Source organism: Sphingobium boeckii (genome assembly GCF_014199215.1).
Classification (GTDB): Bacteria; Pseudomonadota; Alphaproteobacteria; order Sphingomonadales; family Sphingomonadaceae; genus Sphingobium_A; species Sphingobium_A boeckii.
The window spans coordinates 526,384-552,884 of the sequence record NZ_JACIJC010000002.1 but is presented as its reverse complement, the minus strand read 5'-3'; the positions used below and the strand labels follow the sequence as shown (position 1 = coordinate 552,884).

Here is a 26,501-nt window from a genome sequence, read left to right as displayed (position 1 = left end):
ATGGCCCTGCGCATGAGCGCGGGGATCAACGATTGGTTCCATTTGGCGGCGTTCGCCGCAATTTCGGATTATACTTAAGCGGCGTTAACGGTTCGTTAGCCGGTGACAGCCTGTCTCATTTCGGGGGACGATTAGCCTCATCCCAGATGCGCGCGGCTTTTCATGAGCGGCTGGATCTTCGTCCCGAAATCCTCGACGCCCTGAAGGAAATCGTCGAAGGTGAGCAGCACGCCACCTGTATTGGGTATTTGAGCCATTTCGTCCAGCATTCGCGCGATGCTGGCATGGCTGCCGACGAGCGTGCCCATATTGATGTTCACCGCGCCTTCGGGCGCAGCGAGCTGGCGGACATTGGTGTCGGTGTTGACCGTATCCTTCGCACCCTGATCGGCAAGCCAGGCGATCGCATCCAGATCGACGCCCGCATTATAGGATTGCCACTTGGCCACAGCGGCCTCGTCGGTTTCGGCCGCGATGATCATGACGAGCACATAGATGGAGACGGCGCGCCCCGTCTTTGCGGTGGCCGCGGCAAGCCGGTCATTGTTGGAGGCGAAGGCGGTGGGCGTGTTGACGCCCTTGCCGAGACAGAAGGCGTAATCCGCCCATTTGGCGGAGAAAGCGAGCCCCTCGTCAGATGAACCTGCGCAGATGATCTTCATGGCACCGCCCGGCTGCGGCTTCACGCGGCAATCGTCCATCTGATAATAATCGCCCTTGAAGTCCGACACGCCGGTGTCCCAGACTTCGCGCAGGATGTGGGCATATTCATCGAGCATCTTGTAACGATTGCGGAAATGCTCATCGCCCGGCCATAGACCCATCTGCGTATATTCGGGCGGCTGCCAGCCGGTGATCAGATTGAGTCCGAAGCGGCCGTGGCTGATCGAATCGATCGTGTTGCACATCCGCGCGGCAAAAGCGGGCGGGATGATCAGCGTGGGGCAGGTGGCGTAGATCTTGATCTTTTCGGTCACGGCGGCGAGCCCGGCCATCAGCGTGAAGCTCTCCAGCCCATATTCCCAGAATTCGGTCTTGCCGCCAAAGCCGCGCAGCTTGATCATCGAGAGTAGGAAATCGAGGCCGTATTTCTCGGCGCGCTGGGCGATCTCCTTGTTGAGATCGAAGCTCGGCATATATTGCGGGGCGTTTTCGCTGATCAGCCAGCCATTGTTGTTGATGGGAACGAAAACGCCGATTTCCATGATTCAATCCCCCAGGGTGATTTCGAGCACAAGCTGGTTGAAGCTCTCCGCCGCGGTGACATTGCAGCCATGGCCGCCCCAGCGCATCATCGCCAGCTCGGCGCCGGGAATGCCGTCCGCCAACCGCTCCGAGCAGGTGGAGGGCACCAGCATGTCGTCCGCAGCGGCGAGCGCGACCGTGGGCACCGTTACGTCGCCCAATCGCGCATCCACATCGAAGGCGCTCAGCGCCGCGATGCGCTTCTCATAAGTCTCGACGCCTGCAAATTGCTCGACCTGGCCGATCAGTTCGGCGTCGAGCACGGCGCTATGCTCGGAAATCCAGGTGGCGGGGAACAGGAAGATCGGTTGCGCCGCCAGATAGGCGCGCGGCCCTGCATGACGCAGCAGCGCGAGCCTTGCATCGAAACAGCGCGCGAAATGCGGATCGGGCTTGGACCAGGCGTTGACCAGCACCTGAAACGCGATCCGCGCGGGCGCTTTGAGCGAAGCCGCCAGCGATGCGACTTCGCCCGCCGCATGTCCCATCACCGCCGCGCTTTCCACCCCCAGCGCGTCGATGACGTTGAGCAGATCATCCGCCATCTGATCGACCGTCACGGTCTCGGGAAGCGTTCGATCGCTCCGCCCGGTGCCGCGATGATCATAGGTCACCACGCGGAAATGTTCGGCAAGCGAAGGGATGTTGGGTGCCCAATACTGTCCCGATCCGCCAAGGCCCGCTGACAGGATCAGCGGCGGACCATCCGCGCGGCCATGCTCTTCAAAATAAAGGCCGCCGGCCATGGGCATCAGGCGATGTGCGCCACGCTGGCGATCTCCACCAGGCAATCGGGCTTTACCAATTCGGTCTTGATGCAATAGCGCGCTGGCTTTGCACCGGGAAAATATTCGGCATAGACCTGATTGAACGCGGCGTAATCGGCCAGATCCTTTAGGAAAATATGGTTCATCGCGACATCGGCCATCGTCGCGCCGGCGGCCTCCAGCGTGATTTTGATTACGTCCAGAACATGGCGGGTCTGCGCGGCGGCGTCGCCCACATGGAGCACTGCGCCGCCTTCGCCCAGCGCCAGCACGCCTGAGACATAGACGGTGTTTCCCGCTTTGGCTCCGGCTGAATAGGGTGCGATCGGCGTGGGGAATTGCGGCGGGTTGATCGGTTCGAAAGGCATTAAATCTCTCCAGTCATGTTTCGATTGTCAAAACCCGTTCGAGTTAAAATTTCCAAGATCCGTTCGGGCTGAGCCTGTCGAAACGGGGGAGGCGGTGGCATCACGGCGCGGTCTGGCCGAATGCGCCGCAGAAATCGGCGGTGGTGGATACCCAGCCGAAGAATTTTTCGATATTATACACGCTTGCCTGCTGCATGGACTCCGGCCCCAGATGGTGCGTCGCATCCTCCAGCATCACGCCGAAATATTCGAAGTGAAAGCCATCGCGCAGCGTACTCTCCACGCAGACATTGGTGGCGATGCCGACGAACACGATATTGCGGATGCCCCGCGCGCGCAGCGTGGAATCGAGCTGCGAATTGAAGAAAGCGGAATAGCGGGTCTTGTGAAGCGAGATGTCGCCCGGCTGCGGCGTCAGCGCCTCCACCAGATCATAATCCCAGCCGCCGCGCGCCAGCAACTGGCCGGAGAGTTCGGGCCGCGCCCGCATCGTCTTCAGTGCATTGGATTTGTGCCAGTTGGGCGAGCCCGGCCCGCCCGCCTCGGCATATTCCGCATCCCAGCCATTTTGCAGATAGATCACCTGCACGCCCGCTTTGCGCGCGGTTTCCAGCACATTGGCGATCTTGTCGATCACGCCCGCCGCGCCTGCTATATCAAAGCCCGCCAGATCGACATAGCCGCCGGGTGAGGCATAGGCATTCTGCATATCGATCACGACGACGGCGGTGTTGGCGGCAGTGAGCGTCAGCGCCTCCGGCCGCGCGGGCAGGGTGAGCGATGCGCCGCCTTGGCCCATGGTCGTATCGATCGCCGTCACGCTGCCTCCCTGTTGCAGGTGCGAAGTGTCGGCCGGTGTGGCGGCTGCGTCAATCCCCGGCGAGGCGCGCGACGATATCGTCCAGCAAACGGGACGCACCGAAGCGGAACAGCGCGGGCGTCATCCATGCTTCGCCCAATTCAGTGCGGAGGAGAGCGAGCCATTGGAGCGCCAGATCGGCCGTACCGATGCCGCCCGCCGGCTTGAAGCCGACGCGCGTGCCGGTCTGATCATGCCACTCGCTGATGGCGCGCATCATGATCAGGCCGGCGGGCAGCGTGGCATTCACCTTTTCCATGCCGGTGGAGGTCTTGATGAAGTCCGCGCCCGCCGCCATGCAGACTGTGGATGCGCGCGCGATCATCGTGGCGTCGGTCAATTCGCCGGTCGCGATGATCGCCTTCATATGCGCGGTGCCGCAGGCGGCGCGGAAGGCGGAAACCTCGTCGTACAGCGCCTGCCAATCGCCGGTCAGCGCGTGGCCGCGCCGGATGACGATATCGATCTCGGTCGCGCCTGCCGCAACCGAAGCATGGATCTCCGCGATGCGGGTGGACAGCGGCGACAGGCCATGTGGGAAGCCGGCGGAGACTGCGGCCACGGGGACTTGGCTGCCCGAAAGCGCGGCGCGAGCGGCGGGCACCATCGCGTGATAGACGCACACGGCAGCCGTGGTGAGTGTTGGATCGCCTGGCAGCGGCGCTTTCGCGCGCGCGCACAAAGCCCGGACGCGATCCTCGGTATCGTCGCCCTGCAAGGTGGTCAGATCCATGCAGGCGATGGCGAGGCGGAGATCGGCGTGCGCGGCCTGGCCTGTGGCGGGCGCAATCCGGGCGACGGCGCGGTCGATCTCGGCCTGATCGACGCTGATCCGGTAAATGGCGGCGAGATCGAACATCAGGCGAGCAATATGCCGGCCAGCGCGGCGCTCATCAGATTGGAGAGGCTGCCTGCGACCAGCGCCTTCAGCCCGAGCTTCGCGATGATCGGCCGCTGATTGGGCGCCAGATTGCCCGTGACCGCCATCTGGATCGCGATCGAGCTGAAATTGGCGAAACCGCAGAGCGCGAAGGTGACCACGGCGATTGTGACCGGAGAGAGCGTCGGCTGGAGCTTGCCCAGTTCGATAAAGGCCACGAATTCGTTGAGCACGATCTTGGTGCCGAACAGGCCGCCCGCGATGCCGGCCTCGTTCCACGGCACGTTGAGCATGAACATGATCGGCTGGAACACCCAGCCCAGCAGCATCTGGAAGGACAGTTCAGGATAGCCGAACCACGCACCCATGCCGCTCAATATGCCATTAGCGAGCGCCACGAGCGCGACGAAGGCCAGCACCATCGCGCCCACGGCCACGGCCAGCTTGACGCCGGTCTGCGCGCCCTGCGCGGCCGCCATGATCAGATTGGCGGGCTTTTCCTCGTCATGGCTGGCTTCGGCAATGGCGATCGGCTCGATCTCCCCCATATTGGGATCGTCGGGCATCATGATCTTGGCCATCAGGATGCCGCCGGGCGCGGACATGAAGCTGGCGGCGAGCAGATAGGGCAAAAGCTGCGCGCCGATCATGCTGGCATAAGCGCCGAGGATCGTGCCGGCCACGCCCGCCATGCCCACGGTCATCACCGTGAACAACTGCGATGGCGTGAGGCTGGCGAGATAGGGCCGGATCACCAGAGGACTTTCGGACTGGCCGACGAAGATATTGGCGGCCGCCCCCAGCGATTCGATCTTGGTGATCCCGGTCATCAGCCGGATCGCGCCGCCCACCCATTTGATGATGAACTGCATGATGCCGAGATAATAAAGGATCGAGATCAGCGAGGCGAAGAAGATGATCACCGGCAAAGCGGCGATCGCGAAGCTGGTCGCGCCGATGGCTGGCCCGGCGATCGGGCCGAAAATGAAATCGGTGCCCGCCTTGGCATAGCCCAGCAGATTGGACACGCCTTGGGACATGCCGCCGATGATCGTCTGCCCCCATGGCGTGCCCAGCACGAGCGCTGCGATCCCCACTTGGAGCGCAAAGGCCGCGCCCACCACGCGCAACCGAATCCAGCGCCGGTTGGATGACAACGCGACGGCGATCGCGAGGATGATGAGAATGCCCGCGATCCCGATCAGATATTTGGTCATGCGTTCGTGAAACCTGTTCCCCCTGGGCCAGCGGATATGATCTCGTGGATCACGGCTCCCGCAGCCGGTCTATCGGGCGAGACGATACACGCGGCGATGAAATCCGCTACCCCTTGATTGGCGGCGTCTTCGCTCGCGGCATGGACGAAGCCCAACGGGGCGTCCGGCCCGGTCTCCGCGCCGATCGGCGAGACCGCTGAAAAACCGACGCGGTGATCGATCGCATCATCGGCGCGCAACCGCCCACCGCCCAGGCGGATGATCGCATGGCCGATCGCGCGAGCGTCCATCGCGGCCAGATAGCCGGCGGCGGAGGGCAGGATCGCAACGCGCACGGGCGCATGGATCAGGTGCGTGTCCGGCTGTTCGAGCAGATCGGATGGCCCGCCCAGCGCGGCGACCATGCGCGCGAAATGCTCCGCCGCGCGGCCCGATGCGAGCGCTGTCTCGGCCTGCGCTTCGCCCGTGGTGCGGTCCGGGGCGAGGCCGCCTATCATCAGCATCTCGGCGGCCAGCGCCATCACGCACGCATGAAGCCGCGGATCGCGCGCGGTGCCGGTGAGATAATCCACGGCTTCAGTGATCTCCAGCGCATGGCCCGCGCTGCTGCCCAGCACCTGATTCATGTCGGTGATGATGGCGTGGGTGGTCATGCCGAGCTCGGCACCCGATCCGATCAGGCTTTCGGCCAGCGCGCGCGCCTGATCCATTGTCTCCATGAACGCGCCGGAGCCGGTCTTGATATCCATCACCAGCCCCTGAACGCCCGCGGCGACCTTCTTGGAGAGGATGGACGCGGTGATCAGCGGCGTGGATTCGATCGTCGCCGTCACGTCGCGGATTGCATAAAGCCGGCCGTCCGCTGGGGCCAGTTCCCCGGTCTGGCCGATGATCGCGCAGCCAATATCTTTCACGACCGTCCGGAAGCGTTCAAGATCGGGATAGGCATCATAGCCCGTTATGCTCGCCAATTTATCCAGCGTGCCGCCGGTATGGCCAAGGCCGCGGCCGGAAATCATCGGTACATAGCCGCCGCAAGCCGCGATGATCGGCGCGAGCATCAGGCTCACCTTGTCGCCCACGCCGCCGGTGGAATGCTTGTCGAGCACGGGGCCGTCGAGACCGGCCTCGGACCAGTCGATCACCCGTCCGGACTGGGCGAAGGCGCGCGTGAGCGCGGCTGTTTCGGCATGATCCATCCCGTTCAGATAGATCGCCATGGCCAGCGCTGCCGCCTGCTCCACGGGGATCGAGCGATCGGCGAGGCCGGCGGTGAATGCCGCGATCTGCGCCGTGGAGAGCGCTTCGCCGTCACGCTTGCGGCGGATCATGTCCTGAAAGGCGGGGGATGGAGGCATCCGTCCTCATACCCTGCTTTTGCGCTGACGCCAGCGGGCGCGGCATCGTCCCATCGCGGCACGCCGTTAACCCTCTTTTGCGGTGGTCAATATGGCTAACAAGACGTTAACATTCGCTTATGGAACGTGCACTCACCCTCACAGACACCGCTGCCAGGCACCCCTTGCGCCGGGCGTTGGCGATCACCGAAACGCCGGGGGACCGTTGGGAAAATACCCGGCTGTTCCTGATGACCTTCGTCGCCGGTTTTCTCGCCTTTTACGGCATGATCGCCTGATCAGAAGTTGATCCGCAGTCCGATCGCGCCGGACGTCGATTCCCCCGGCGCAAATCCGGCGGTGCGGATGATGGAGAGATCGGCGGTTAGCTGGTCAGACAGTGAGAATGACGCCGTCGCCCCATATTCCCCCCAGCTATCCGCGCCACCCGGTCCGTCACGCAAACCGGCCGGCTGGCGGATGACGCCGCCGACGCGCGTATTGCCATAAGCGGTGGTGTTCGATGTGGTTGCAAAGGCACCGTAAAGGCCGATGCTGCTCCCCGATTTGCCCAGCATATGTTGCAGGGTCGCGCCGGCGGCCCCCGATACACCATCCTGCTTTTCCTTGCGCGCGACCAGTCCGGTGGCCGGGATCACCACGGCGCGCGCGATATCCACGCGATCATAATCGAGCGAAGCAAAGGGGGAGAGGAAGACGCTGCGGCTGATCGGCACATCATAAGCCAGCGCGATCCCCGCGCCGGCCAGTTTGCCGTCGCTTTCCACGCTGATCACATTGCCATTGGCGCGGGTATAGGCCTCTGCCTGGAAATCGCGCCGTCCCAGCGACACGCTGGCGTCCATACTGAGCGCGCCGAAACTGGTCCCGCCGCTCAAGGCAAGCTGCCAGGTCCGCGCGGGCACGGTGTTCAAAACGCCCTGATCCGCTTTATTGTCCAGCATCGTTCCGGTCAGTTTCACATAACTTTCGCCAAATTCCCGGCCGAGACCGAGCGAGACGAAGGGTTGATCGCCCTGGCCCTGCATCGTGGCGATCCCAGCGCTGGCGCTGAGGGTCCAGGGGCGCTCGGGTGGCGCGTCCTGCGCCTGCGCCGCCGCCATGGCCGGGGCCGAAAGCGCGCCCATCAAAGCCATGCCGCGTGAAAATCCGATCAACATTCCATATCCCCGCTCGTTACGATTGCGGGCTTAACGCGGGCCGACCGAAAAACCTTCGCGGAGAAACGAAGGGTTTAACGGATCCGGCCGTATAAGGGGCAACGGTCCGACGTCCGGGCCGTCACGAGGATGAGGCTTTTTGCTGGCAAGCCGTTTTCCGGAACCCGTCACCGGGTCTGTCGCGCTGGGGGACGCATTGATGGCGCGCGTCTGCCAGCGGGATGCCGATGCGTTCGGGATGCTGGTGGATCAGAATGCCGTGATGCTACGCCGGATCGCTTATCGGATGCTCGCCGATCCGGTGGAGGCGGAGGATATCGCGCAGGAGGCGATGCTCCGGCTATGGACGCAGGCGGCGCAGTGGAAGTCAGGCGGTTCGGGCGTATCGGCCTGGCTCACGCGGGTGGCGATGAATCTGTGCCTGGACCGGCTTCGGCGGCGGCGCTTTTCAAGCGACGAAGATGCGCCGGAACAGATTGACTCCGCGCCGATGGCCGACGTGGCGATGGATGAAGAGCGGCTGCGGACGGCCACCATCGCCTGTGTCGCGGCCTTGCCCGAACGACAGCGCGCCGCGATCGTGCTGACATATTATGAGGAATTGCCCAACATCATGGCCGCCGCTGCGCTCGACATGAACATCAAGGCGTTCGAATCGCTGCTGCTGCGCGCGCGACAGGCGCTGCGCCCTCTGCTGGAAGAAAAAGGGCTGCTGCAAGACGCCCTGGAAGGGCATTCGGCATGACGAACATTCCGGATACCGGCGTCGACCCGGCCATGGCGCGCGCGCTGGACCGGTTTTCGGTGCCCGCGCCCTCGGTAGATTTCGCCGACCGGATCCTGCAGGCGGCGCAGGCGACCCCCGTTTCGCCCGTCACCGGCAATCGGCACCCGCCCGTGCGCGGAGGACGACGCTGGACGCGCGGCCGCAATATTGTGATCGGGACGGTCGCCTTCGGGCTGATGAGCGCGACCGCGGCCGCAGCCGGGCTGTTCGGCGACATTGCCGTGCGCGTACCGGTGATCGGGCGACTGATCGCCGCCGCCACGCCTGAAAGCAGACCAGCCAAGGCGATCAAGGTGAAAAGGGCGGCGAAGGTGCAGGAAGCGCCCGCCGCCGGAACGCGCGCCGATGTGCCGCCGGCTGCCATGCCGCAGGATGGTTTGGCGCAGCGCCGGGAAATCATTGCCGAGCGGATCATGACACGGGTGGAGCAAAGGGATGCCCAGCGCGCGGCCATGGGATTGCCCTCGCGCACGCCCAGAATTTCAAAGGCCGTTGCGGCGTTGCGCGAAGCCGCACCGGAACAACGCGCGGCGATGATCGAGACGATGCGGACGAAGTTGCAGGAGCGTCGCGCGGCGATCAGGGCGGGAGAAATGCCGACCCTCGCCCCCCGGATCGCGCCCGCAGAGAATGCCGCAACCCAGACTGCTCCCGCAACCCCGCTGCCGCACACCGGTGTGACCGAGACGGAGGGTGAGGCCGACGCAAAGGCGCTTCCGGCGCGCGATACGCTGCGGGAACGAGTGACCGCCGATCAACTCCGGCAATTGCGCGAATTGCGCGAGCAGCGCAGCCGTCTCCGCCAGCAACGCCGCCGTTGAATGCCGCGCGAAGGGTTTTTCGATCAGCCGCGTTGACGGGATGAAGACGCGGCACTGCTGCTCGTGTCATCCCGTTAAGGAGAGTAAGATGAAAACCCTCTTGATCATTCCCGCGCTGGTCATGCTGACTGCAACCCCGGCGCTGGCCGCGCCCACCACCCGCACCATGACGGTGGATAAGCCCAATTTCGAAGGCAGCAAGACCGTGACGCGCGATCCCGAGACGAGGACGGTCGCGCGCGATACCGAAGTGACCCGCAAGAGCGACGGCGCAACCGCGACCCGCAGCTATGATCGTGCCCCCACCGAATCCGGCATGTCCGCTTCGGGATCGGCAACCGGGTTCAACGGAAAGACCCGCAGTTTCGAGGTGGATCGCAGCCGGACGGATACGGGCTATGTCGCCAGCGGCACGGCGACCGGCGGCAATGGCGGCACCTATGCGCTGAGTGCTTCGCGTGACCGCACCGAGACGGGCTATGTTTCCAACCGGAACGTCACCAACGGCGCGGGCGAAACCGTCTATAATAAGGATAAATCGGTGTCCCGCGCGAATGGGCAACTCAGCCGTTCGGTCGATGTGACCCGCAAGCAGGGCTTCCGGCCACGGCGCGCGCGCCGCTGAACGGACGATCAGGATGCCCCGGTTCTCGCGTTCCCCCCAACCCCCGAACCGGGCTTGGCGATCGGCGCAGTCTGGCGATCGCCACGGAAGGCCCGGCCGCCTATCTGGCCGGGTCTTCCATTTCAATCGCAGGCGCGGTGGAGCTTTTGCGCCAGCCAGGCCGAGACGAGGCACATGGTGGCAACGAACAGAAGCTGTTCCACCGCGCTCACGCCCACCGCGCTCAGCGCCATGGCGATCAGCGATCCGACGACCATCGCGCCGGAATTGACGATATTGTTCGCGGCCACGGTGCGCGCGGTTTCGCTCTTGTCCACGGTGGTGGTGAGAAAGGCATAGAGCGGCACCACGAACATCCCGCCGAAGATCGCGACGAGCAGCAATGTGCCCAGCAACAGCGGCGCATCGGGGAGCGCGACAAAGCCCGCGAGATCATAGAGTCGTCCATCGGGCAGACTCTCCCAGCCGCGCACGACGAAGAAGAATAGGATGATGCACACGCCCATGCCGATCACCGAAATCGGGGCGTAGCGCGCCGAAACATGGCCCTTCAGCATCCGGTTGATCGCGATCGATCCAATCGCCACGCCCACCGAGAAGGTAGCCAGCAACAGGCTGTTGACCGCCGGATTACCGGTGAGCACATTCTTTACGATCGGCGGAAATTCGACGAACAGCACCGCGCCGATAGCCCAGAAAAAGCTGATCGAGACGATCGCCAGGAAAAGGCGGGGAACGTGCATCGTGTTGGACACAAGCGTCCAGGACGACCGGAAAGGATTGAGATCGAGCTTGACGCGCGCGACGGAGGGCGGGGCGGGGGGCACTTCGCGCCCGGAAAGCCAGCCGATGATCGCCACGCCGACGACCATCGCCGCGGCCGCCTGCGCGCTTCCGGCCACGACACCTGCGACGATGGTGCCCAGAAGGATCGCGATATAGGTGCCCGCTTCGACCAGACCGGTGCCGCCAAGCACCTCATCCTCTTTCAGATGCTGGGGCAGGATGGCGTATTTGATCGGCCCGAAGAAGGTGGAATGCACGCCCATCGCAAACAGCGCGAGCAGCATCAGCGGCACGCTGGGCAGCAACAGGCCGATCGCGCCGACGATCATGATCCCGATTTCGGCGGTCTTCACCCAGCGGATCACCTGCGCCTTGTCGCGCGAATCCGCGAGCTGGCCGGACAGTGCCGAGAGCAGGAAAAAGGGCAGGATGAAGATGCCCGTGGCCACCGCGTTGAACCAGGTTTCCTGCAACGGATCGGAATAGACCTGATAAGTGACGAACAGGATCATGGCCTGTTTGAAAAGATTATCGTTGAAAGCGCCGAGGAGCTGCGTCGTGAAAAGCGGCAGAAATCGGCGGTGCGCGAGCAACCGGAGCGATGTTTTCATAAGATTGCGAACGGGCTCCGTGCTGTTCCGTGGAGGCGGTCATAGCGGAGACCTTCCGGCCCTCCAAGGAATCTCTCCACAGCGCGCCCGTCCCGCGCTATGGCGGGAATTGCTATGCTGACCTTGCCGAACATCCTGACCCTATCGCGCATCTTCGCGGTTCCCCTGCTCGTCTTCCTGCTGTGGCCCACGCCCAGGCCGTTCGATTATTTTGTCGCCTTCGCGCTCTACTGTTTGATGGGCATAACGGATTATTTTGACGGATATCTTGCACGCGCCAAGGGCACCGTCTCACGCCTGGGCATCTTCCTTGATCCGATCGCGGACAAGATCATGGTCGTGGCGGTGATCGTGATGCTGGTGTTCATCGATAACATCCGCGGGTTTCACATGATCGCGGCGATGATCATCCTTCTGCGCGAGATCATGGTATCGGGCCTGCGCGAATTTCTGGCGGGGCTGAGCGTCTCCGTACCGGTGAGCAAGCTCGCCAAGTGGAAGACGACGTTGCAACTCGTTTCTCTGGGCGGGCTGATCCTGGCCGGCGCGCTGCCGCACTGGCCGATGCTGATGAAAGTCGCGCTGATCACCTTGTGGGCGGCGGCCGTGCTGACGATGATCACCGGATGGGATTATCTCCGCGTCGGTCTGAAGCATATGGATTAATCCATTGGAATTGCTTTATTTCGCATGGGTGAGAGAAAGCATCGGTCTGGATGGGGAGCGGATTGATCCGCCCGCCGACGTCCGCACCGTGGCCGATCTCATCGCCTGGCTGGCGCGCCGGGGCGGCGGCTATGCCGAGGCTTTCGCCGATCCTGCGCGCATCCGCGCCGCGGTGGATCAGGCCTTTGTGCAGGGCGATGCGGCGATTGCCGGCGCAAAGGAGATCGCGCTGTTTCCGCCGGTGACGGGCGGATGATCCGGATCGCCGCGGGGCCGGAGGATTTCGACAGCGCTGCTCTTGTCGTTGCGCTCGAAGCGCTGGGCGGCGGCGCGGTGGCGACCTTTACCGGGCTGGTGCGCGGGGAGGGTGGCCTGACCGGTCTGCAACTCGATCACTATCCGGCAATGACCGAAAAGGTGCTGGGCGTCATCGCCGCCAGCGCGATGGAACGCTGGCCGCTGAAAGGCATTACGATCGTGCACCGCACCGGCCTGCTCGCGCCGGGCGCACGGATCGTATTCGTGGGCACCGTTTCCGCGCACCGCGCCGCGGCGCTCGAAGCCTGCCATTTCCTGATCGACTGGCTCAAGACCGAAGCGCCCTTCTGGAAGAAGGAGCATTTCGCGGATGGCGGGCAATGCTGGATCGAAGCGCGGGCCGAGGATGATGCGGCGAAGGACAAATGGGTTTGACGTAGTCGTCGGCTTTTCGGGGCGGGTCTCTCCAACGAAAAAGGGCGGCGCTTTCACGCCGCCCTCCTCGGGACAATCCTGTGCGCGATCAGCCGAGCTTGGGAGCTAGCACGCCGTTCACGACATGGATCACCCCATTGGACTGATTGACGTCCGCCTGGGTAATATATGCGGCATTGCCGATGACATCCGTCAGCAGGATATTGTCGCCTGCTTCGAGCGACACCGAGATTGGGCTGCCTTCGAGCGTGGTCAGCGTGGTCTTGCCGCCACCCGCCTTCAGCTTCGCCAGCAGTTCTTCACGCGTGATCTTGCCCGCCACCACATGATATTTCAGAACCTTTTCGAGGTTCGGCTTGCTTTCCGGCTTCATCAGCGTGGCCACAGTGTCCGCGCCGAATGCGGTGAAAGCATCATTGGTGGGGGCAAAGACGGTAAACGGCCCTGGACCGGAGAGCGCTTCGACCAGACCCGCCGCGGTGATCGCCGCAACCAGCGTGGTGTGATCTTTGGAAGCGGAAGCGTTTTCGACGATCGTCTTGGTGGGAAGCATTTCCGCGCCGCCGACGACAGGATTGGCGGCAGCTTCTGCCGGCGCTGCCGGAGCGGCTTGCGCCTGCATGGCATTGGCTGTGCCGGCACAGATCATCAGGCTGGACGAGGTCATCAACAACGCAACGAATTTCGAAAACGACATTAGCAATCTCCAAGGAATGATTGTTCTAAAATGAGCCAGGCAGTTGAACCTATCATGAACTCTACGCCCGAGCGGGCGAATCGTTTCATGCGCGCAGGGCGGCGGCGCTATTTTTGAGAACACCGGCCAGCAATTGAAAGTCTTTTTCGCGGGGGCTGCCCTTGCGCCACACCAATGCGATCTGCCGTGCCGCATTTTCGGCGTCCAGCGGCCGCGCCTCGATGCTGGTGCCTGAAAGAATGCCGGCATCCAGCGCCATTTCGGGCAACAGCGTCACGCCAAGCCCGTTATCCACCATCTGCACCAGCGTATGTAGCGAGGTGCCCAGCATCGCCGCTTCCGCGCGCAATTCCGGTCGGTTGCACGCGGACAGCGCATGATCCTTCAGGCAATGCCCGTCTTCCAGCAGCAGCAGGCGGCTCTCGTCTATCGCATCGGCTGAAACGATATCGGGCAGATCGGCTTTCTCACCCTTGGGAAAGGCGACGAAGAGACGATCCTCGAACAAGGTCTCATGCTCAACGTCGCCGCAGGCGTAAGGCAAAGCGAGCAGCACGCAATCGACCTGCCCATGATGCAGCGATTCGCAGGCCGCGCGGCTGGTTTCCTCGCGCAGATAGAGTTTCAGATCGGGCCAGTCGCTGCGCAGCCGGGGCAGGATGCGAGGCAGAAGGAAGGGCGCGATCGTGGGGATCACGCCCATGCGCAATTCGCCGGACAGCGGCTTGCCCGCCGCGCGCGCCATCCCCGCCAGATCCTCTGCCTCCCGCAGCACCCGGATCGCCTTGTCGGCGATCTTTTCGCCCAGCGGCGTGAAGCGGACGACACGGCGCGTGCGCTCCACCAAGATGATGCCGATCAGCGATTCGAGTTCGCGCAGCCCCGCCGACAGCGTGGATTGCGTAACGAAACAGGCTTCGGCGGCGCGCCCGAAATGCCCGTGATCGCGCAGGGCGACCAGATATTGAAGCTGTTTCAGCGTTGGCAGATATGTGGACATTAATCACCCCAATCGATCAGTGGGGTGAATGTAAGTGTGTTTTTGAATAATTCCAGTCCGCTCAGCGCAGCGCCGAATAAACCGTATAGAGGCTGGTCAGCGTGAGCAGGATGCCGACCATGGCCATCAATGTGCGGGCTGGTACCCGTTTAGCCAGATAGCCGCCGAAGGGCGCTGCGATCAGCCCGCCGATCAACAGTCCGGCCGTGGTCAGGGTAAACGCCTTGAAACCGATATTGGCAATGAACGTCGCCGAGATTGTTGTGGTGAGAAAGAATTCAACGGTGTTGACGGTGCCGATGGTGGTGCGCGGGCTGGCACCCTGGATAAGCAGGTTTGAGGTCACCACCGGCCCCCATCCGCCGCCGCCGGCCGCGTCCAGAAAGCCTCCTGCCAGGCCCAGAGGTTCGATGATGCGGGGCTGGCGCGGCTCGATCTGCCCGCGCCAAGCGCGGAACAGTAGATAGATGCCGATCGATGCGAGATAGGTCATCACATAGGGCTTGGCGACTGACGCATCGATATTGGAAAGCAGATAGGCGCCCAATGCGCCGCCGATCATTCCGGGGATCACCAGCCGGGCGAACAGCTTCCAATCGACATTCTTGTGAAGAACATGGCTGATTCCCGAAGCGGCGGTGGTGAAGGATTCCACCAGATGCACGCTGGCCGACGCTGTTGCGGGGGGAATGCCGAGCACACTCACCATCAATGTGCTGTTGATCACGCCGAAGGCCATGCCCAGCGCTCCGTCTATCATTTGTGCGGCAAAGCCCACGGCGATGAATGGCAGAATATTCTGCCAGTTTTCGCTGATGAATTCGATCATCCGGTAAGCTTCCCTTACGTATCGTATCTTTTTGCCTAGCTGCACGAGCGGGGCCATGCGGACAAGACAGTTTCCCTATCAAGGCACTAGACAAGCGCTTTCAGCCTTATTGAAGCCGATACTGGAAATCTTGGGATTTAGCGCCTAAATTAACGTCGGCACCAGGGAGGCCGTCGCGATGCTGGAACAGCTCAAACAATATCTGGATTCGATCAAGGCGCGTGATCCTGCGCCGCGGTCCCGCTGGGAAGTTTTGCTTTATCCGGGCGTGCTGGCCGTGGGGATGCATCGGGTGGCGCATTGGCTTTATGAAGCCGAAATGCACTTCCTCGCGCGGTTCGTGAACCATCTCTCCCGCTTTTTGACCGCGATCGACATCCATCCGGGTGCGAAGATCGGCCGCAATCTGTTCATCGACCACGGCTTCGTGGTGATCGGCGAGACCACTGAAATCGGCGATAATGTGACCATTTATCAGGGCGCGACGCTGGGTGGGACGAATCCGACCAATGGTGTGGGCGGCAAGCGCCATCCCACGATCATGGACGGTGCGATGATCAGCCTCGGCGCTGCGGTGCTCGGCCCGATCACGGTCGGCCCGCGCGCGCGCATCGGCGCAAATGCCGTGGTGACCAAGGATGTGGCCGAAGGCGCGATCATGGTCGGCATTCCGGCCAAGCCGATGCTGATGGACGTGAAGGAAATCCAGAAGGGCTTCGTGCCCTATGGCACCCCCTGCAGCGAGAAATTCGATCCGGCGACGCAGAAGCTGGAAATCATGCGCTGCGAACTGGAAACGATGCGCAAGCGGCTGGACGAGTTGCTGGCCGAACGCGCGGATGACAAGGGCAAGCGCGAAAGCGCATGAACGGAGTCGTCACGCCGTTCCCGGTGCCGCGGGGCGCGGCGACGCAGACGGGGTTCGAACGCGCCGAACTGACCCGGATCCTCGATCTTTATGGCCGGATGGTCGCCGCTGGCCATTGGAAGGATTATGCCATGGATATGGGCCGCGACGCCGCGATCTTTTCCGCTTTTCGCCGGGCCGCCGAGCGCCCCGAATATCGGATCGAAAAGCGCCCCGCGCTCAGGCAGCGGCAGGGCATGTGGGCGCTGGTGAATGAATCCGGCGTGGTATTGAAACGTGGCCATGATCTGGCGGGCGTGCTGGCCCCGGTCGAACGGCGGCTGATGAAGCTGGTGGCCGAATAAGCAAAAAAGGCCGCACGCTCGATTCGAGCGCGCGGCCAGTCTGTCGCGGTCCGGCTCAGGCGGGTGTTGCGATGGCCGGACGGTCGAGTACGGGGAGGCGCTCACGCAGATCGCCGGGCAGCGTTTCCACCACGATCTTGCGCACGGGATGCCAGAAGGCGGAGAGCAGCAGCAGCGCTGAACCGATCACCAGCCCGGTCAGCGCGACATTGAGGCTGACCGCGCCGAACTGCTCGAACAAGGCGCTCATCGCATAGAGCACATAAGCCAGCGACGAAACGAGCAGCGCGCGCCGGTCGATCGTCAGCGATACCAGCGCGAAGAAGATATAGAGCGCGATCACGAAGGCCGCGGCCCCGGCGGTGATCGTGCCGCCATCCAGCACGCCCAATTGATGGAAAATCGGGTGCGCGATCATCGGTGCGGCTGCCAGATGGAGCCAGAAGGCGACGTCGGAACGGCGCGTCAATCGGGTGCGGTCCTGCGCATCCCAGTGCATGGCGAGCACGAAGATGCCGATGCCGCCCGCCAATGCGAACCAGGGCGCATGATCCACCAGAGCGGGGCTGACCGCCAGCACCAGCGCCACGGCCACCCCGACCAGCGCAATCGCGCCCGCCGCCACGGTGATCGGCACATGGAAACGCCGCCAGTGCAGCCAGGCTGCACCCGCCGTGATCAGGCCGATGCCCGCCAGCACGAGCGCGCCCGTGCGTTCGCCGAGATCGGGCTCGATATCGGTCAGCGCGCCGATCATGGTGGCGGCAACGCCGCCGGTGAAGCTCAGCAGCAGCAGGATGCTGGGCAGCGCCATCCGGCGACACCGCGTGAAATATTCCGCCAGCCCCCAGCTTGCGACGGCGACAACCGCGCCGCCGAGCGCCGCGGCGCGGTCACCGCCGATCCACGCCAATGCGGTGAGCAGCAGCGCGATGGCGATCGAGACGAAAATATCGTTGAACCCCGTGAGCAGGCGGAAACTCTCTTCATCCACCGCCGGGGTCGATCGCGCGGCTGAAACATGGTTTCTAAACGCAGTGGCCGCCGCGGGGCTGATCGCCCCTGCGGCGATCGCGGCCTCGATATCACTTTCGCTATACATGATGCTTCTCGACCCCTTTGCAGGATGAAGTATAGCATTGCTGTATTAATACGGCAATACAGCAATTCCTCCTGAAGCGAGGGGGGGAATGAATTTACGACCCCTGCAGCTTGCTCATGATCACCATGGATTGCTCCGCACCCGATTGCGGGACGATCTCTCCGCTACGGTCGGTGATCCGGGACCACGCTGCAGCAATGCCCTCCGGCGTGCGCTGGTCGGGCGGCAACAGTGCGCCGGGTGTCATCGTGACATAGGCGGCGTGATATACGCCTGCCCCCGCGCCGATGATCGCATTGCTGGGAGCCTCCTCCGAGACCAGATAGAGCGCAGCGGGCACCACATTTTCCGGAGCGAAGGCCGCGAAGGCCTGTTCGGGGAAGATATCCGCCGTCATCCGCGTACCCGCCACGGGCGCGAGTGTGTTGACGCGGATATTGTTCTTCGCGCCTTCCAGATAGAGCGTCTTGGTCAGCCCTGCGAGACCGAGCTTGGCCGCGCCATAATTCGCTTGGCCGAAATTGCCATATAGTCCGGTGGACGAGGCGGTCATCAGCACGCGGCCGTAATTCTGTTCGCGCATGGTTTCCCACACCGCCTTGGTGCAATTGGCGGAGCCGCTCAGATGCACCTTCACCACCAGATCGAAATCTACGGGCTCCATCTTGGCGAAGCTCTTGTCGCGCAGGATTCCGGCATTGTTGATCAGGATATGGACGCCGCCCCAGGCCTCCTTTGCCTTGGAGACCATCTCTACCATCTGATCATATTCGGTCACGCTGCCGCCGTTGGACATGGCGATCCCGCCCGCAACCTCGATCTCCTGCACCACCTGCAGCGCGGCGTCCGAATGGCCCGTGCCGTCGCGCGACGCGCCCAGATCGTTGACCACGACCTTGGCACCGCGCCGGGCGAGTTCCAGCGCATAGGCCCGCCCAAGTCCGCCGCCAGCCCCGGTGACGATGGCAATGCGATCCGTGAAGTCGATGGTCATGAAACAGTCTCCAGAATGTCGTGCCCCCTGACTAGACCATCTGGATAGCAGCACAAAATACGCTGCGGCCTGGCCGCCTCCCGCGTCAGAAATATGTTTCCGCTTCTATAATGAGACGTGACGAACCAATAATGCTTTGTAACAAACATGACTTATACAGGTCTTGGGACTGTCACACTGCAGCTCTAGGGGACTGACACCGCGCGTGGCCGGAGGGAATCGGGATGACTGACTGGGGTAAGCGGCTGGCGCTGCTGATGGCGGCGAGCGCTCTGTGCGCGCCGGGCCTCGCCTTGGCGCAGAGCGCGGACGATGTTGCGGCGCTGCGCGCGGAAATCCAGCGGCTGAAGGATCAGGTCTCCACGCTGGAAACCAGGCTGGACGCGATGGCGCCGGCTTTGGCCAATCCGGCGCCCCCAGCGGCAGCCCCGGCACCGATGGCGGCTGCCGCCCCGCCGAAGCCCGCCGATCAGACCAAGATCGCCTGGAAGGGCGCGCCCGAAATGAGCCAGTCGAGCGAATGGCTGTTCAAGATCCGTGGCCGGATCCAGGCGGACATTGGCTATGTCGATGCGCCGAGGGCATCCACCGATCGCGGGCTTGGCTCGGTCTCCGAAATGCGCCGCGCGCGGATCGGCGCGGAAGGCACGATGCCGGGGGGCTTCGGTTACAAGATCGAGGCGGATTATTCCGATAATCAGGTGGAGATGGTCGATGCCTATCTGACCTATGCGCATGGCCCGATGACCGTGATGGTGGGCCAGCAGAATCCCGGCTGGTCGCTCGACGAGCTGACCAGTGACAGCGGCACCAGCTTCATGGAGCGTGCCGCATTCACGGATGCCTTCGAATTCGAGCGACGCGTGGGTGCCTCGATCACCTATATGGGCAAGGCCTTCACGGTGAGCGGCGGCGGGTTCACCGACAATGTCGGCGATCTTTCCAATGCCGTGGATGGCCCCTCCGGCGGAGACGAGAATAACAGCTACAGCGTGGATGCCCGCAGTGTCTGGTTCCCGGTCGCGGGCAAGACGCAATTGCATTTTGGCGGATCGGTCCACTGGCGCGATCGCGGTGATCTGTCGCGCGCGTTGACGCGCTATCGCCAGCGCCCCTTTCTTCACGGCACGAACACCCGTTTCCTCACCACCGATGCGTTCAACGTCCAAAGTGAATTGGGCTATGGGGCGGAATTCGCCGCGGTCCGCGGATCGCTGCATGTGGCGGCGGAGGCGGCGTGGCTGCGCGCGGATATGGTGTCTGGCGAACGCCCCACCTTCTTCGGCAGCTATGGCGAGATCGGCTATTATCTCACCGGCGAAACCCGTGGTTATAAGAACGGCATATTCGCCCGCACCAAGGTGCGCCGTCCGCTCGGCAAAGGCGGAATGGGCGCATTCCAGGTCAATCTGCGCTATGACTATCTCGATCTGAGCGATGATGGCGTGATCGGCGGCAAGCAGGACGCCTATCTGGCCTCGCTGATCTGGACCCCGGTCGATCTGATGCGTGTCTCGCTCAATTATGGCTGGCTGGATTATCATGATGCGCTGCGCTCAAGTGGCGTGCGCGATGATTTCGGCGTCAGTACTGTGGGGATGCGCGCCGAAATCGATTTCTAGGCGATCCGCCGCGCTCCAGATTCGCGCGGGCGCTTTTCATCAAACGCCGAAAACTGGGGCATTCCATATGGCTCGGCGCGGGGCAGGCGGCGGCGTGCCGAAGGCCGTGCCTGAGCGCTTCGAGCTGCCTTATCATCTGATCGAGCTCATCCGCTTTCGCTTCAAGCAGCGCGCGATCGACTTGCGGCCCTTCGTTCCGGCCAAACATGCCGCCGATCTCATCCAGCGAGAAGCCAGCCATCTGCCCCAAGGCGATCAGCGACAGGCGATCGAGCACGTCTGCGCCGAACAGCCTACGCAATCCGCGCCTGCCGAGCGACTCGATCAGGCCTTTCTCCTCATAGAACCGCAGCCTGGAGGCAGACATCCCGCTGCGTTTCGCGACCTCGGCAATATCCAGAAGTTTCACTCTTGACCTCAAGTCAGCTTGAAGTGGCAATGTGCGGCGGACTGCTCGTCTAGACAAGGAGAATCGGCATGAAAGCCTCATCAACCCAAGCCAATCAGGCACAATCGGCATTATGGAACACGCGCGCCGGTGCGGCCTGGGTGGCGCAACAAGCCCTGCTCGATCGGCTGTTCCTGCCCTTTGAACATATGTTGACGCAGATCGCGCAGGATAGTGGCGCATCGCAGATCCTCGATATCGGATGCGGCGCGGGGGCGACCACGCTGGCGGTGGCCCAGTCTCTGGCAGCCTCTGGCCACTGTACGGGCGTGGACATATCGCTGCCGCTGATCGAAGCCGCCCGCCGTCGTGCGCAGGCCCGGCATATCGCCGCCGCATTCCTCGCGGACGATGCGCAAACGCACCCGTTTCAGCCACAAGGCTTCGATGGGGTTATTTCGCGTTTCGGCGTGATGTTCTTCGATGATCCGGAAGCGGCGTTCGCCAATCTTCGCCGCGCCGTTTGTCCGGGAGCCAGCCTCACCTTCATTGCCTGGCGCGGACGCGACGAAAATCCGTTCATGACCGCGGCGGAGCGGGCGGCTGATCGCTGGTTGCCGCAACTGGATGTCATGGATGCAACCGCGCCAGGCCAATTCGCCTTCGCCGATGCCGCGCGCGTTCGCGGGATTTTGTCGGGGGCCTGGCTGGATATCGACATCCAGCCGCTCGATGTGCCCTGCGCCCTGTCCGAAGCGGATCTGCACACTTATGCGCTGGGCATGGGGCGGGTCGGCGTGCGGCTTCCCGATCTGGCGGACCCGCTGCGCGCCACCGTGTCCGACGCGATCCTGCAGGCCTATGCGCGTTACATGTCAGCCGGCATGGCGCATTTTACCGCCGCCTGCTGGCTTGTGCGCGCTCGCGCCGGCTGATCGGCGGGGCTATGCCGCGTCGGTATCCAGCGCGTAGCCAGCCGAGCGGATCGTGCGGATCAGATCGGATTTGCCGCCGGCGTTGATCGCCTTGCGCAGACGCCGGATGTGCACGTCGACAGTGCGCGGTTCGATTTCGCTATCGCGACCCCAGACCGAATCCAGCAGGCGTTCACGCGAGAAGACCCAGCCCGGATGCTCCAGGAAATGCTTGAGCAGGCGGAATTCAGTGGGGCCGAGCGGCACAACATCGCCATTGCGCTTCACCTTATGGCCCACGGTATCCATTTCCAGATCGGCATAGCTGAGCGATTCCCCCGCCAGCGCGGGGCGCACGCGACGCAGCACGGCACCGACGCGCGCGACCAGTTCGCGCGGGGAGAAGGGCTTGGTCACATAATCATCCGCACCGGTATCAAGGCCGCGGACGCGATCCTCTTCTTCGCCGCGCGCGGTCAGCATGATGATCGGCACGTTCGCGGTCTCGGGCGCGCGTCGCAGACGGCGGCAGACCTCGATGCCGGACAGGCTTTCCACCATCCAGTCCAGCAGCACGATATCGGGCGCCGATTCCTGCGCCAGGATCAGCGCTTCCTCGCCATCGGGCGTGTGCCGAACCGCGAAATCCTCGCGCTTGAACGTGTAGATCAGCAGTTCCGCAAGCGCGGCGTCGTCTTCGACCAGCAGCATGTCTGCGCGTGCCATGGGGTTTACCCTTCGTTGGGATCGGCGGGATTGTCCCCGCGCTCGCGGTCCGCGAGATAATGTCCGGTGGCGGCGAAATAGACCATTTCGGCTACATTCGTGGCGTGATCGCCGATCCGCTCGATATTCTTGGCGATGAACAGCAGATGCGCCGCTTCGCCGATGGTCTTGGGGTTTTCCATCATGAAGGTGACGAGCGTGCGGAAGATCGAATTGTAGAAATCGTCCACCTCGCGGTCCCGTTCGATCACCCGCAGCGCGCCTTCGGCATCGCGGGCGGCAAAGGCGTCAAGCACGTCATGCACCATCTCGGTCGCCACCCGGGCCATGGCCGGGATCAACGAGATCGGCTCGATCATGCGGCGGCTTTCGAACAGCGGCACGCGTTTGGCGATGCTCTTGGCATAATCACCGATCCGCTCGACCACGCCCGCGATCTTGAGCGCGGCGACGACTTCACGCAGATCGTCCGCCATGGGCGCGCGCAATGCGATCACCCGCACGGCCAGCTTGTCCACTTCGGTTTCAAGCGCGTCGATCTTCTTGTCTTCGATCACAACCCGGCTCGCGGTCTCGTTATCGCGTTTGACCAGCGCCTCGATCGCGGCCGTCAGTGCGGCTTCGGCGCGGCCACCCATTTCGGAAATGAGTCCGCGCAATTGGCCGATGTCATCGTCGAATGCCTTGATCGTGTGTTCGGTGCCCTGAGCCATATTGCGTTCCTTCAGCCGTAACGGCCGGTGATGTAATCCTTCGTCTTTTCCTGACGCGGATTGGTGAAGATTTCAGATGTTTCGCCATATTCCACAAGCGTGCCGAGATGGAAAAACGCGGTGCGCTGCGAAACGCGGGCGGCCTGCTGCATGTTGTGGGTCACGATCACGATGGCATAGCGGCCGCGCAATTCGTGGATCAGTTCCTCGATCTTGGCGGTGGCGATCGGATCGAGCGCCGAGCAGGGCTCGTCCATCAGGATCACTTCGGGATCCACCGCAATGGCGCGCGCGATGCACAGGCGCTGCTGCTGGCCGCCCGAAAGCGCGGTGCCGCTATCCTGAAGCCGATCCTTCACCTCGTCCCACAGGCCGGCACGGCGCAGCGATTTCTCCACCACCTGATCCATCTCCGGCTTGCCCGCGGCCAGCCCATGGATGCGCGGCCCATAGGCCACATTTTCGTAAATGGATTTGGGGAAGGGATTGGGCTTTTGGAAAACCATGCCGACCCGCGCCCGAAGCTGCACCACGTCCATGCCAGAGGCATAGATATCCTCGCCATCCAGCTCGATCGTGCCTTCGACACGCGCGATCGATATCGTGTCGTTCATGCGATTCAATGTGCGCAGAAAGGTGGATTTGCCGCAGCCGGACGGGCCGATGAATGCCGTGACATTCTCCATGTCCACATCGATCGAAACGCTGTCGATCGCCTTCTTGTCGCCGTAGAAAACGGAGACGTCGCGCGCGATCATCTTGTGGTTTGTCGTCATGTTTCCAATCACCAGCGCTGTTCGAATTTGTTGCGAAGATAGATGGCCAACCCGTTCATGGAGAGCAGGAAGACAAGAAGGACGATGATCGCGGCGGAGGTCTTCTCCACAAAGCCACGGCTCACTTCATCCGCCCAGAGATAGATTTGCACGGGCAATACGGTCGCCGGATCGGTGATCCCCGCGGGCGGGGCGGGGATGAAGGCGCGCATCCCGATCATCAGCAGCGGCGCGGTTTCGCCCAGCGCGCGCGCCATGCCGATGATCGTGCCAGTCAGGATGCCGGGCAGGGCGAGCGGCAGCACATGATGGAACACCACCTGCACCGGCGATGCGCCGATGCCCAGCGCCGCGTCGCGGATCGAGGGGGGGACGGATTTGATCGCATTGCGCCCGGCGATGACGATAACGGGCATCGTCATCAGTGCCAGCGTGAGGCCACCCACGAGCGCGGCGGAGCGCGGCAGGTGCATCACGTTCAGGAAGACGGCAAGCCCCAGCAGGCCGAAGATGATTGAGGGCACAGCCGCCAGATTGTTGATCGAAACCTCGATCAGATCGGTCCAGCGGTTGCGCGGGGCATATTCCTCCAGATACAGCGCCGCCAGCACGCCGATCGGGAAGGCCAGCAGCAGCGTGACGATCATCGTGAGCAGCGATCCCTTGAACGCGCCCCAGATGCCCACCAGCGTGGGATCGTTGGAATTGGATCCGGTGAGGAAGTTCAGATTGAAGCCGGTGCTGAGCCGTCCGGTGGCTTCCAGCTTCTGATAGGCCGCGCGAATTTCGGGGTCAGCGCCGTTCTTGGCCGCAATGTCGATATGGGTGGAGGCGGGAACCGCAATATCCACCGTCTTGCCCAGGATCGCCGGATCCTTGCGGATAGCGGCGCGCACGGACAGCCAGGCACCGTCGGAGATATAATCGGCACCGTCCGGCCCGAAGGCGGCTACGGCGGCTTCTTCAGTGGCCCCCTGGATATTGGCGGCCGCCAGCGCGGCCTCCGCATTCGGCCCCGTCAGCGCAGTGGGATCCAGCATCAGCGAGGTCTGCGCGAAGTTCACGGGAAGGCGGATATCCGTCTGCGTGAAGCCGCGCGCGCCATTGCCGATCATCGTGATCAGCAGGAAGGCGAGAAACGCGACCGAGAGCGACACCGCGGCGAGGCCGATGAAGCGGAACCGGCGTTCCGAGGCGTAGCGCTTGCGGATGCGGCGCTGCATCAGATCGCTCTTCCAATCGGTCGGAATGCGCTTGGGTGCGGTGGGCACCGGGGTCATGGCGGCCAGCTCAGTCATAGGCTTCCCGGTATTTCTTCACCACGCGGAGCGCGACGATGTTGAGCAGCAGGGTGACGATGAACAGCACCAGGCCGAGCGCGAAGGCTGCGAGCGTCTTGGCGCTTTCGAACTCCTGATCGCCCGTCAAAAGCTGGACGATCTGGGTGGTCACGGTGGTCACGCTGGCGAAGGGATTGAGCGTGAGATTGGCGGCGAGGCCAGCGGCCATCACCACGATCATCGTCTCGCCGATCGCGCGGCTGACGGCGAGCAGGACACCACCAACCACGCCGGGGAGCGCAGCGGGGAGCAAGACCTTGCGGATCGTCTCCGAAGGCGTGGCGCCCATTGCGAGCGACCCATCGCGCATCGACTGCGGCACAGCGGCAATCGAATCATCGGCCATGGAGGAGACGAAGGGAATGATCATCACGCCCATCACGATGCCTGCAGCGAGCGCGGATTCGGAGGAGGCGTTGCTGATCCCGATCATCACAGCGAAATCCCGCAGCGCCGGTGCCACGGTGAGTGCCGCGAAATAGCCATAGACGACGGTTGGCACGCCCGCGAGAATCTCCAGGATCGGCTTTACCCAGCGGCGTGTGGAGGGCTTGGCATATTGGGTGAGATAGACCGCGCTCATCAGGCCAAGCGGAATGGCCACGATCATCGCGATGATCGCGCCGATAAAGATCGTGCCCCAGAACAGCGCCACGGCACCGAACGCGCCGGACGATCCCACCTGATCCGCGCGGATTGCCGTCTGCGGGCTCCACTGCGTCCCGAAAAGGAATTCCAGCGGAGAGACCATGTTGAAGAAACGCCAGGATTCGAACACGAGCGAGCCGAAGATGCCGATCGTCGTAAGAATCGCGATCAGCGAGGCGATCAGCAGCGCGCCCATCACGAGACGCTCGACGCGCGTGCGTGCCCGGAAATCGGAGCGCACCTTGGTGAAGGCGAACGCGCCGCCGGCGAAAGCGAGGATCAGCGTGACTGCCGCCCCGATCAGGCCATAGTGCATGATCGCGGTGCGATAGGCCGGCGCGAGCGATGCCGCCTGTGCGTGGAAGCCGCCATGCACTGCGCCGGTGGCAATGGCGCGGGCTTCGGAGAGCACCGCGGCGCGCTCCATGCCGAATGCCGGCAAATTTGCCGCGCCCGGCGTCGCCAGCACAGCCTGGCTGATCAGACCGGGCGAAACCGACGCCCAGACAGCAAGGAACAGCAGCGCGGGGATGGTGACCCACAGCCCGACATACCAGCCGTGATAGGATGGCAGCGAATGCGGACGATCGGAGCCGACGCCGCGCACGAAGCGCGATGCGCGCATACGAGCGCTGATCCACGAGATCAGGCCGAGACCGAGAACCAGGAAAAGGATGGCGAGCAGAGACACGGCGCT

At 63.1% G+C, this 26,501-nt stretch carries 30 protein-coding genes; 10 read left to right on the top strand and 20 right to left on the bottom strand.

Annotated features, from left to right (window positions below):
- Positions 1-137: 137 nt before the first annotated feature.
- From rutA to FHS49_RS07750, 8 genes are all read right to left on the bottom strand, one after another.
- Complete coding sequence (gene rutA / locus FHS49_RS07785) at positions 138-1,205, bottom strand: pyrimidine utilization protein A (RefSeq protein WP_184016991.1); 1,068 nt, start codon at positions 1,203-1,205, stop codon at positions 138-140.
- A gap of 3 nt (positions 1,206-1,208) precedes the next feature.
- Positions 1,209-1,997: a pyrimidine utilization protein D gene (gene rutD, locus FHS49_RS07780; RefSeq protein ID WP_184016989.1), complete on the bottom strand. Its 789-nt coding sequence runs from the start codon at positions 1,995-1,997 to the stop codon at positions 1,209-1,211.
- Positions 1,997-2,380 carry a pyrimidine utilization protein C gene (gene rutC, locus FHS49_RS07775; RefSeq protein ID WP_184016986.1) on the bottom strand — a complete coding sequence of 128 codons (384 nt, stop codon included), beginning with the start codon at positions 2,378-2,380 and terminating at the stop codon, positions 1,997-1,999. The genes rutD and rutC overlap by 1 nt, the downstream gene beginning before the upstream one ends.
- Before the next feature lie 100 nt (positions 2,381-2,480).
- Positions 2,481-3,179, bottom strand: a complete 699-nt coding sequence (gene rutB, locus FHS49_RS07770) for a pyrimidine utilization protein B (RefSeq protein ID WP_184017437.1) — start codon at positions 3,177-3,179, stop codon at positions 2,481-2,483.
- A 70-nt stretch (positions 3,180-3,249) separates the two neighbouring features.
- Positions 3,250-4,098 (bottom strand): deoxyribose-phosphate aldolase, encoded by an 849-nt coding sequence (deoC, locus tag FHS49_RS07765; RefSeq protein ID WP_184016984.1) that lies wholly within the window; start codon positions 4,096-4,098, stop codon positions 3,250-3,252.
- Positions 4,098-5,336, bottom strand: coding sequence for a NupC/NupG family nucleoside CNT transporter (locus FHS49_RS07760; RefSeq protein ID WP_184016982.1), 1,239 nt, complete (start codon positions 5,334-5,336; stop codon positions 4,098-4,100). The genes deoC and FHS49_RS07760 overlap by 1 nt, the downstream gene beginning before the upstream one ends.
- Entirely contained in the window at positions 5,333-6,694 is a 1,362-nt protein-coding gene (gene deoA, locus FHS49_RS07755) for a thymidine phosphorylase (protein WP_184016980.1), read from the bottom strand. The genes FHS49_RS07760 and deoA overlap by 4 nt, the downstream gene beginning before the upstream one ends.
- A gap of 278 nt (positions 6,695-6,972) precedes the next feature.
- Positions 6,973-7,854, bottom strand: coding sequence for an autotransporter outer membrane beta-barrel domain-containing protein (locus FHS49_RS07750; RefSeq protein WP_184016978.1), 882 nt, complete (start codon positions 7,852-7,854; stop codon positions 6,973-6,975).
- Positions 7,855-7,993: 139 nt separating this feature from the next.
- On the opposite strand from FHS49_RS07750, the gene FHS49_RS07745 reads away from it, so the two are divergent.
- The 3 genes from FHS49_RS07745 (at position 7,994) to FHS49_RS07735 (ending at position 10,087) form a co-directional block, all read left to right on the top strand.
- On the top strand, positions 7,994-8,599 hold the full coding sequence (locus FHS49_RS07745; RefSeq protein ID WP_184016976.1) for a sigma-70 family RNA polymerase sigma factor: 606 nt from the start codon (positions 7,994-7,996) through the stop codon (positions 8,597-8,599).
- Complete coding sequence (locus FHS49_RS07740) at positions 8,596-9,462, top strand: flagellar biosynthesis protein FlhF (RefSeq protein WP_184016974.1); 867 nt, start codon at positions 8,596-8,598, stop codon at positions 9,460-9,462. The genes FHS49_RS07745 and FHS49_RS07740 overlap by 4 nt, the downstream gene beginning before the upstream one ends.
- An 88-nt stretch (positions 9,463-9,550) precedes the next feature.
- Positions 9,551-10,087 carry a hypothetical protein gene (locus FHS49_RS07735; protein WP_184016972.1) on the top strand — a complete coding sequence of 179 codons (537 nt, stop codon included), beginning with the start codon at positions 9,551-9,553 and terminating at the stop codon, positions 10,085-10,087.
- 122 nt (positions 10,088-10,209) lie between these two features.
- Here FHS49_RS07735 and FHS49_RS07730 read toward each other — a convergent pair whose 3' ends face one another.
- Positions 10,210-11,484 (bottom strand): MFS transporter, encoded by a 1,275-nt coding sequence (locus FHS49_RS07730; RefSeq protein ID WP_184016970.1) that lies wholly within the window; start codon positions 11,482-11,484, stop codon positions 10,210-10,212.
- A gap of 114 nt (positions 11,485-11,598) precedes the next feature.
- Here FHS49_RS07730 and pgsA point away from each other — a divergent pair, with 114 nt between their 5' ends.
- From pgsA to FHS49_RS07715, 3 genes are read left to right on the top strand one after another with little or no spacing between them, the layout of a single operon-like run.
- Positions 11,599-12,150 carry a CDP-diacylglycerol--glycerol-3-phosphate 3-phosphatidyltransferase gene (gene pgsA, locus FHS49_RS07725; protein ID WP_184016968.1) on the top strand — a complete coding sequence of 184 codons (552 nt, stop codon included), beginning with the start codon at positions 11,599-11,601 and terminating at the stop codon, positions 12,148-12,150.
- A 4-nt stretch (positions 12,151-12,154) separates the two neighbouring features.
- Complete coding sequence (moaD, locus tag FHS49_RS07720; RefSeq protein WP_184016966.1) at positions 12,155-12,406, top strand: molybdopterin converting factor subunit 1; 252 nt, start codon at positions 12,155-12,157, stop codon at positions 12,404-12,406.
- Positions 12,403-12,843: a molybdenum cofactor biosynthesis protein MoaE gene (locus tag FHS49_RS07715; protein ID WP_184016964.1), complete on the top strand. Its 441-nt coding sequence runs from the start codon at positions 12,403-12,405 to the stop codon at positions 12,841-12,843. Before moaD ends, FHS49_RS07715 begins: the two co-directional genes overlap by 4 nt.
- An 88-nt stretch (positions 12,844-12,931) precedes the next feature.
- On the opposite strand, the gene FHS49_RS07710 is transcribed toward FHS49_RS07715, so the two are convergent.
- The 3 genes from FHS49_RS07710 to FHS49_RS07700 form a co-directional block, all read right to left on the bottom strand.
- Positions 12,932-13,510 (bottom strand): fasciclin domain-containing protein, encoded by a 579-nt coding sequence (locus FHS49_RS07710; RefSeq protein ID WP_425502675.1) that lies wholly within the window; start codon positions 13,508-13,510, stop codon positions 12,932-12,934.
- Between the two features lie 115 nt (positions 13,511-13,625).
- Entirely contained in the window at positions 13,626-14,540 is a 915-nt protein-coding gene (locus tag FHS49_RS07705) for a hydrogen peroxide-inducible genes activator (RefSeq protein WP_184016962.1), read from the bottom strand.
- 61 nt (positions 14,541-14,601) lie between these two features.
- A complete protein-coding gene (locus FHS49_RS07700; protein ID WP_184016960.1) occupies positions 14,602-15,369 on the bottom strand; it encodes a sulfite exporter TauE/SafE family protein in 768 nt (255 codons plus the stop codon).
- A 178-nt stretch (positions 15,370-15,547) separates the two neighbouring features.
- On the opposite strand from FHS49_RS07700, the gene epsC reads away from it, so the two are divergent.
- Positions 15,548-16,237 (top strand): serine O-acetyltransferase EpsC, encoded by a 690-nt coding sequence (epsC, locus tag FHS49_RS07695; RefSeq protein ID WP_184016958.1) that lies wholly within the window; start codon positions 15,548-15,550, stop codon positions 16,235-16,237.
- Positions 16,234-16,581 carry a DUF2794 domain-containing protein gene (locus FHS49_RS07690; protein ID WP_184016956.1) on the top strand — a complete coding sequence of 116 codons (348 nt, stop codon included), beginning with the start codon at positions 16,234-16,236 and terminating at the stop codon, positions 16,579-16,581. Before epsC ends, FHS49_RS07690 begins: the two co-directional genes overlap by 4 nt.
- Before the next feature lie 55 nt (positions 16,582-16,636).
- Here the strand turns inward: FHS49_RS07690 and FHS49_RS07685 are convergent, their stop codons facing one another.
- Both FHS49_RS07685 and FHS49_RS07680 read right to left on the bottom strand, forming a co-directional pair.
- Positions 16,637-17,683, bottom strand: coding sequence for a hypothetical protein (locus tag FHS49_RS07685; RefSeq protein WP_184016954.1), 1,047 nt, complete (start codon positions 17,681-17,683; stop codon positions 16,637-16,639).
- A 94-nt stretch (positions 17,684-17,777) separates the two neighbouring features.
- Positions 17,778-18,677, bottom strand: coding sequence for an SDR family NAD(P)-dependent oxidoreductase (locus FHS49_RS07680; RefSeq protein ID WP_184016952.1), 900 nt, complete (start codon positions 18,675-18,677; stop codon positions 17,778-17,780).
- Positions 18,678-18,901: 224 nt separating this feature from the next.
- Between FHS49_RS07680 and FHS49_RS07675 the strand changes: the two genes are divergently transcribed.
- Positions 18,902-20,299 (top strand): OprO/OprP family phosphate-selective porin, encoded by a 1,398-nt coding sequence (locus tag FHS49_RS07675; protein ID WP_184016950.1) that lies wholly within the window; start codon positions 18,902-18,904, stop codon positions 20,297-20,299.
- Here FHS49_RS07675 and FHS49_RS07670 read toward each other — a convergent pair.
- On the bottom strand, positions 20,262-20,666 hold the full coding sequence (locus FHS49_RS07670) for a helix-turn-helix domain-containing protein (protein ID WP_246350496.1): 405 nt from the start codon (positions 20,664-20,666) through the stop codon (positions 20,262-20,264). The genes FHS49_RS07675 and FHS49_RS07670 overlap by 38 nt on opposite strands.
- Positions 20,667-20,776: 110 nt before the next feature.
- Here FHS49_RS07670 and FHS49_RS07665 point away from each other — a divergent pair, with 110 nt between their 5' ends.
- Positions 20,777-21,622 (top strand): class I SAM-dependent methyltransferase, encoded by an 846-nt coding sequence (locus tag FHS49_RS07665; protein ID WP_184016948.1) that lies wholly within the window; start codon positions 20,777-20,779, stop codon positions 21,620-21,622.
- Positions 21,623-21,631: 9 nt separating this feature from the next.
- Here the strand turns inward: FHS49_RS07665 and phoB are convergent, their stop codons facing one another.
- Genes phoB through pstC form a run of 5 tightly spaced genes read right to left on the bottom strand, consistent with a single transcriptional unit; the run spans position 21,632 to position 26,495 of the window.
- Positions 21,632-22,327 (bottom strand): phosphate regulon transcriptional regulator PhoB, encoded by a 696-nt coding sequence (gene phoB, locus FHS49_RS07660; RefSeq protein WP_184016946.1) that lies wholly within the window; start codon positions 22,325-22,327, stop codon positions 21,632-21,634.
- A 5-nt stretch (positions 22,328-22,332) separates the two neighbouring features.
- Positions 22,333-23,040: a phosphate signaling complex protein PhoU gene (gene phoU, locus FHS49_RS07655; RefSeq protein ID WP_184016944.1), complete on the bottom strand. Its 708-nt coding sequence runs from the start codon at positions 23,038-23,040 to the stop codon at positions 22,333-22,335.
- Between the two features lie 11 nt (positions 23,041-23,051).
- Positions 23,052-23,816, bottom strand: a complete 765-nt coding sequence (pstB, locus tag FHS49_RS07650; RefSeq protein WP_184016942.1) for a phosphate ABC transporter ATP-binding protein PstB — start codon at positions 23,814-23,816, stop codon at positions 23,052-23,054.
- An 8-nt stretch (positions 23,817-23,824) separates the two neighbouring features.
- Positions 23,825-25,114 (bottom strand): phosphate ABC transporter permease PstA, encoded by a 1,290-nt coding sequence (gene pstA, locus FHS49_RS07645; protein WP_184016940.1) that lies wholly within the window; start codon positions 25,112-25,114, stop codon positions 23,825-23,827.
- Positions 25,107-26,495 carry a phosphate ABC transporter permease subunit PstC gene (pstC, locus tag FHS49_RS07640; RefSeq protein WP_184016938.1) on the bottom strand — a complete coding sequence of 463 codons (1,389 nt, stop codon included), beginning with the start codon at positions 26,493-26,495 and terminating at the stop codon, positions 25,107-25,109. The genes pstA and pstC overlap by 8 nt, the downstream gene beginning before the upstream one ends.
- Between the last annotated feature and the right edge of the window lie 6 nt (positions 26,496-26,501).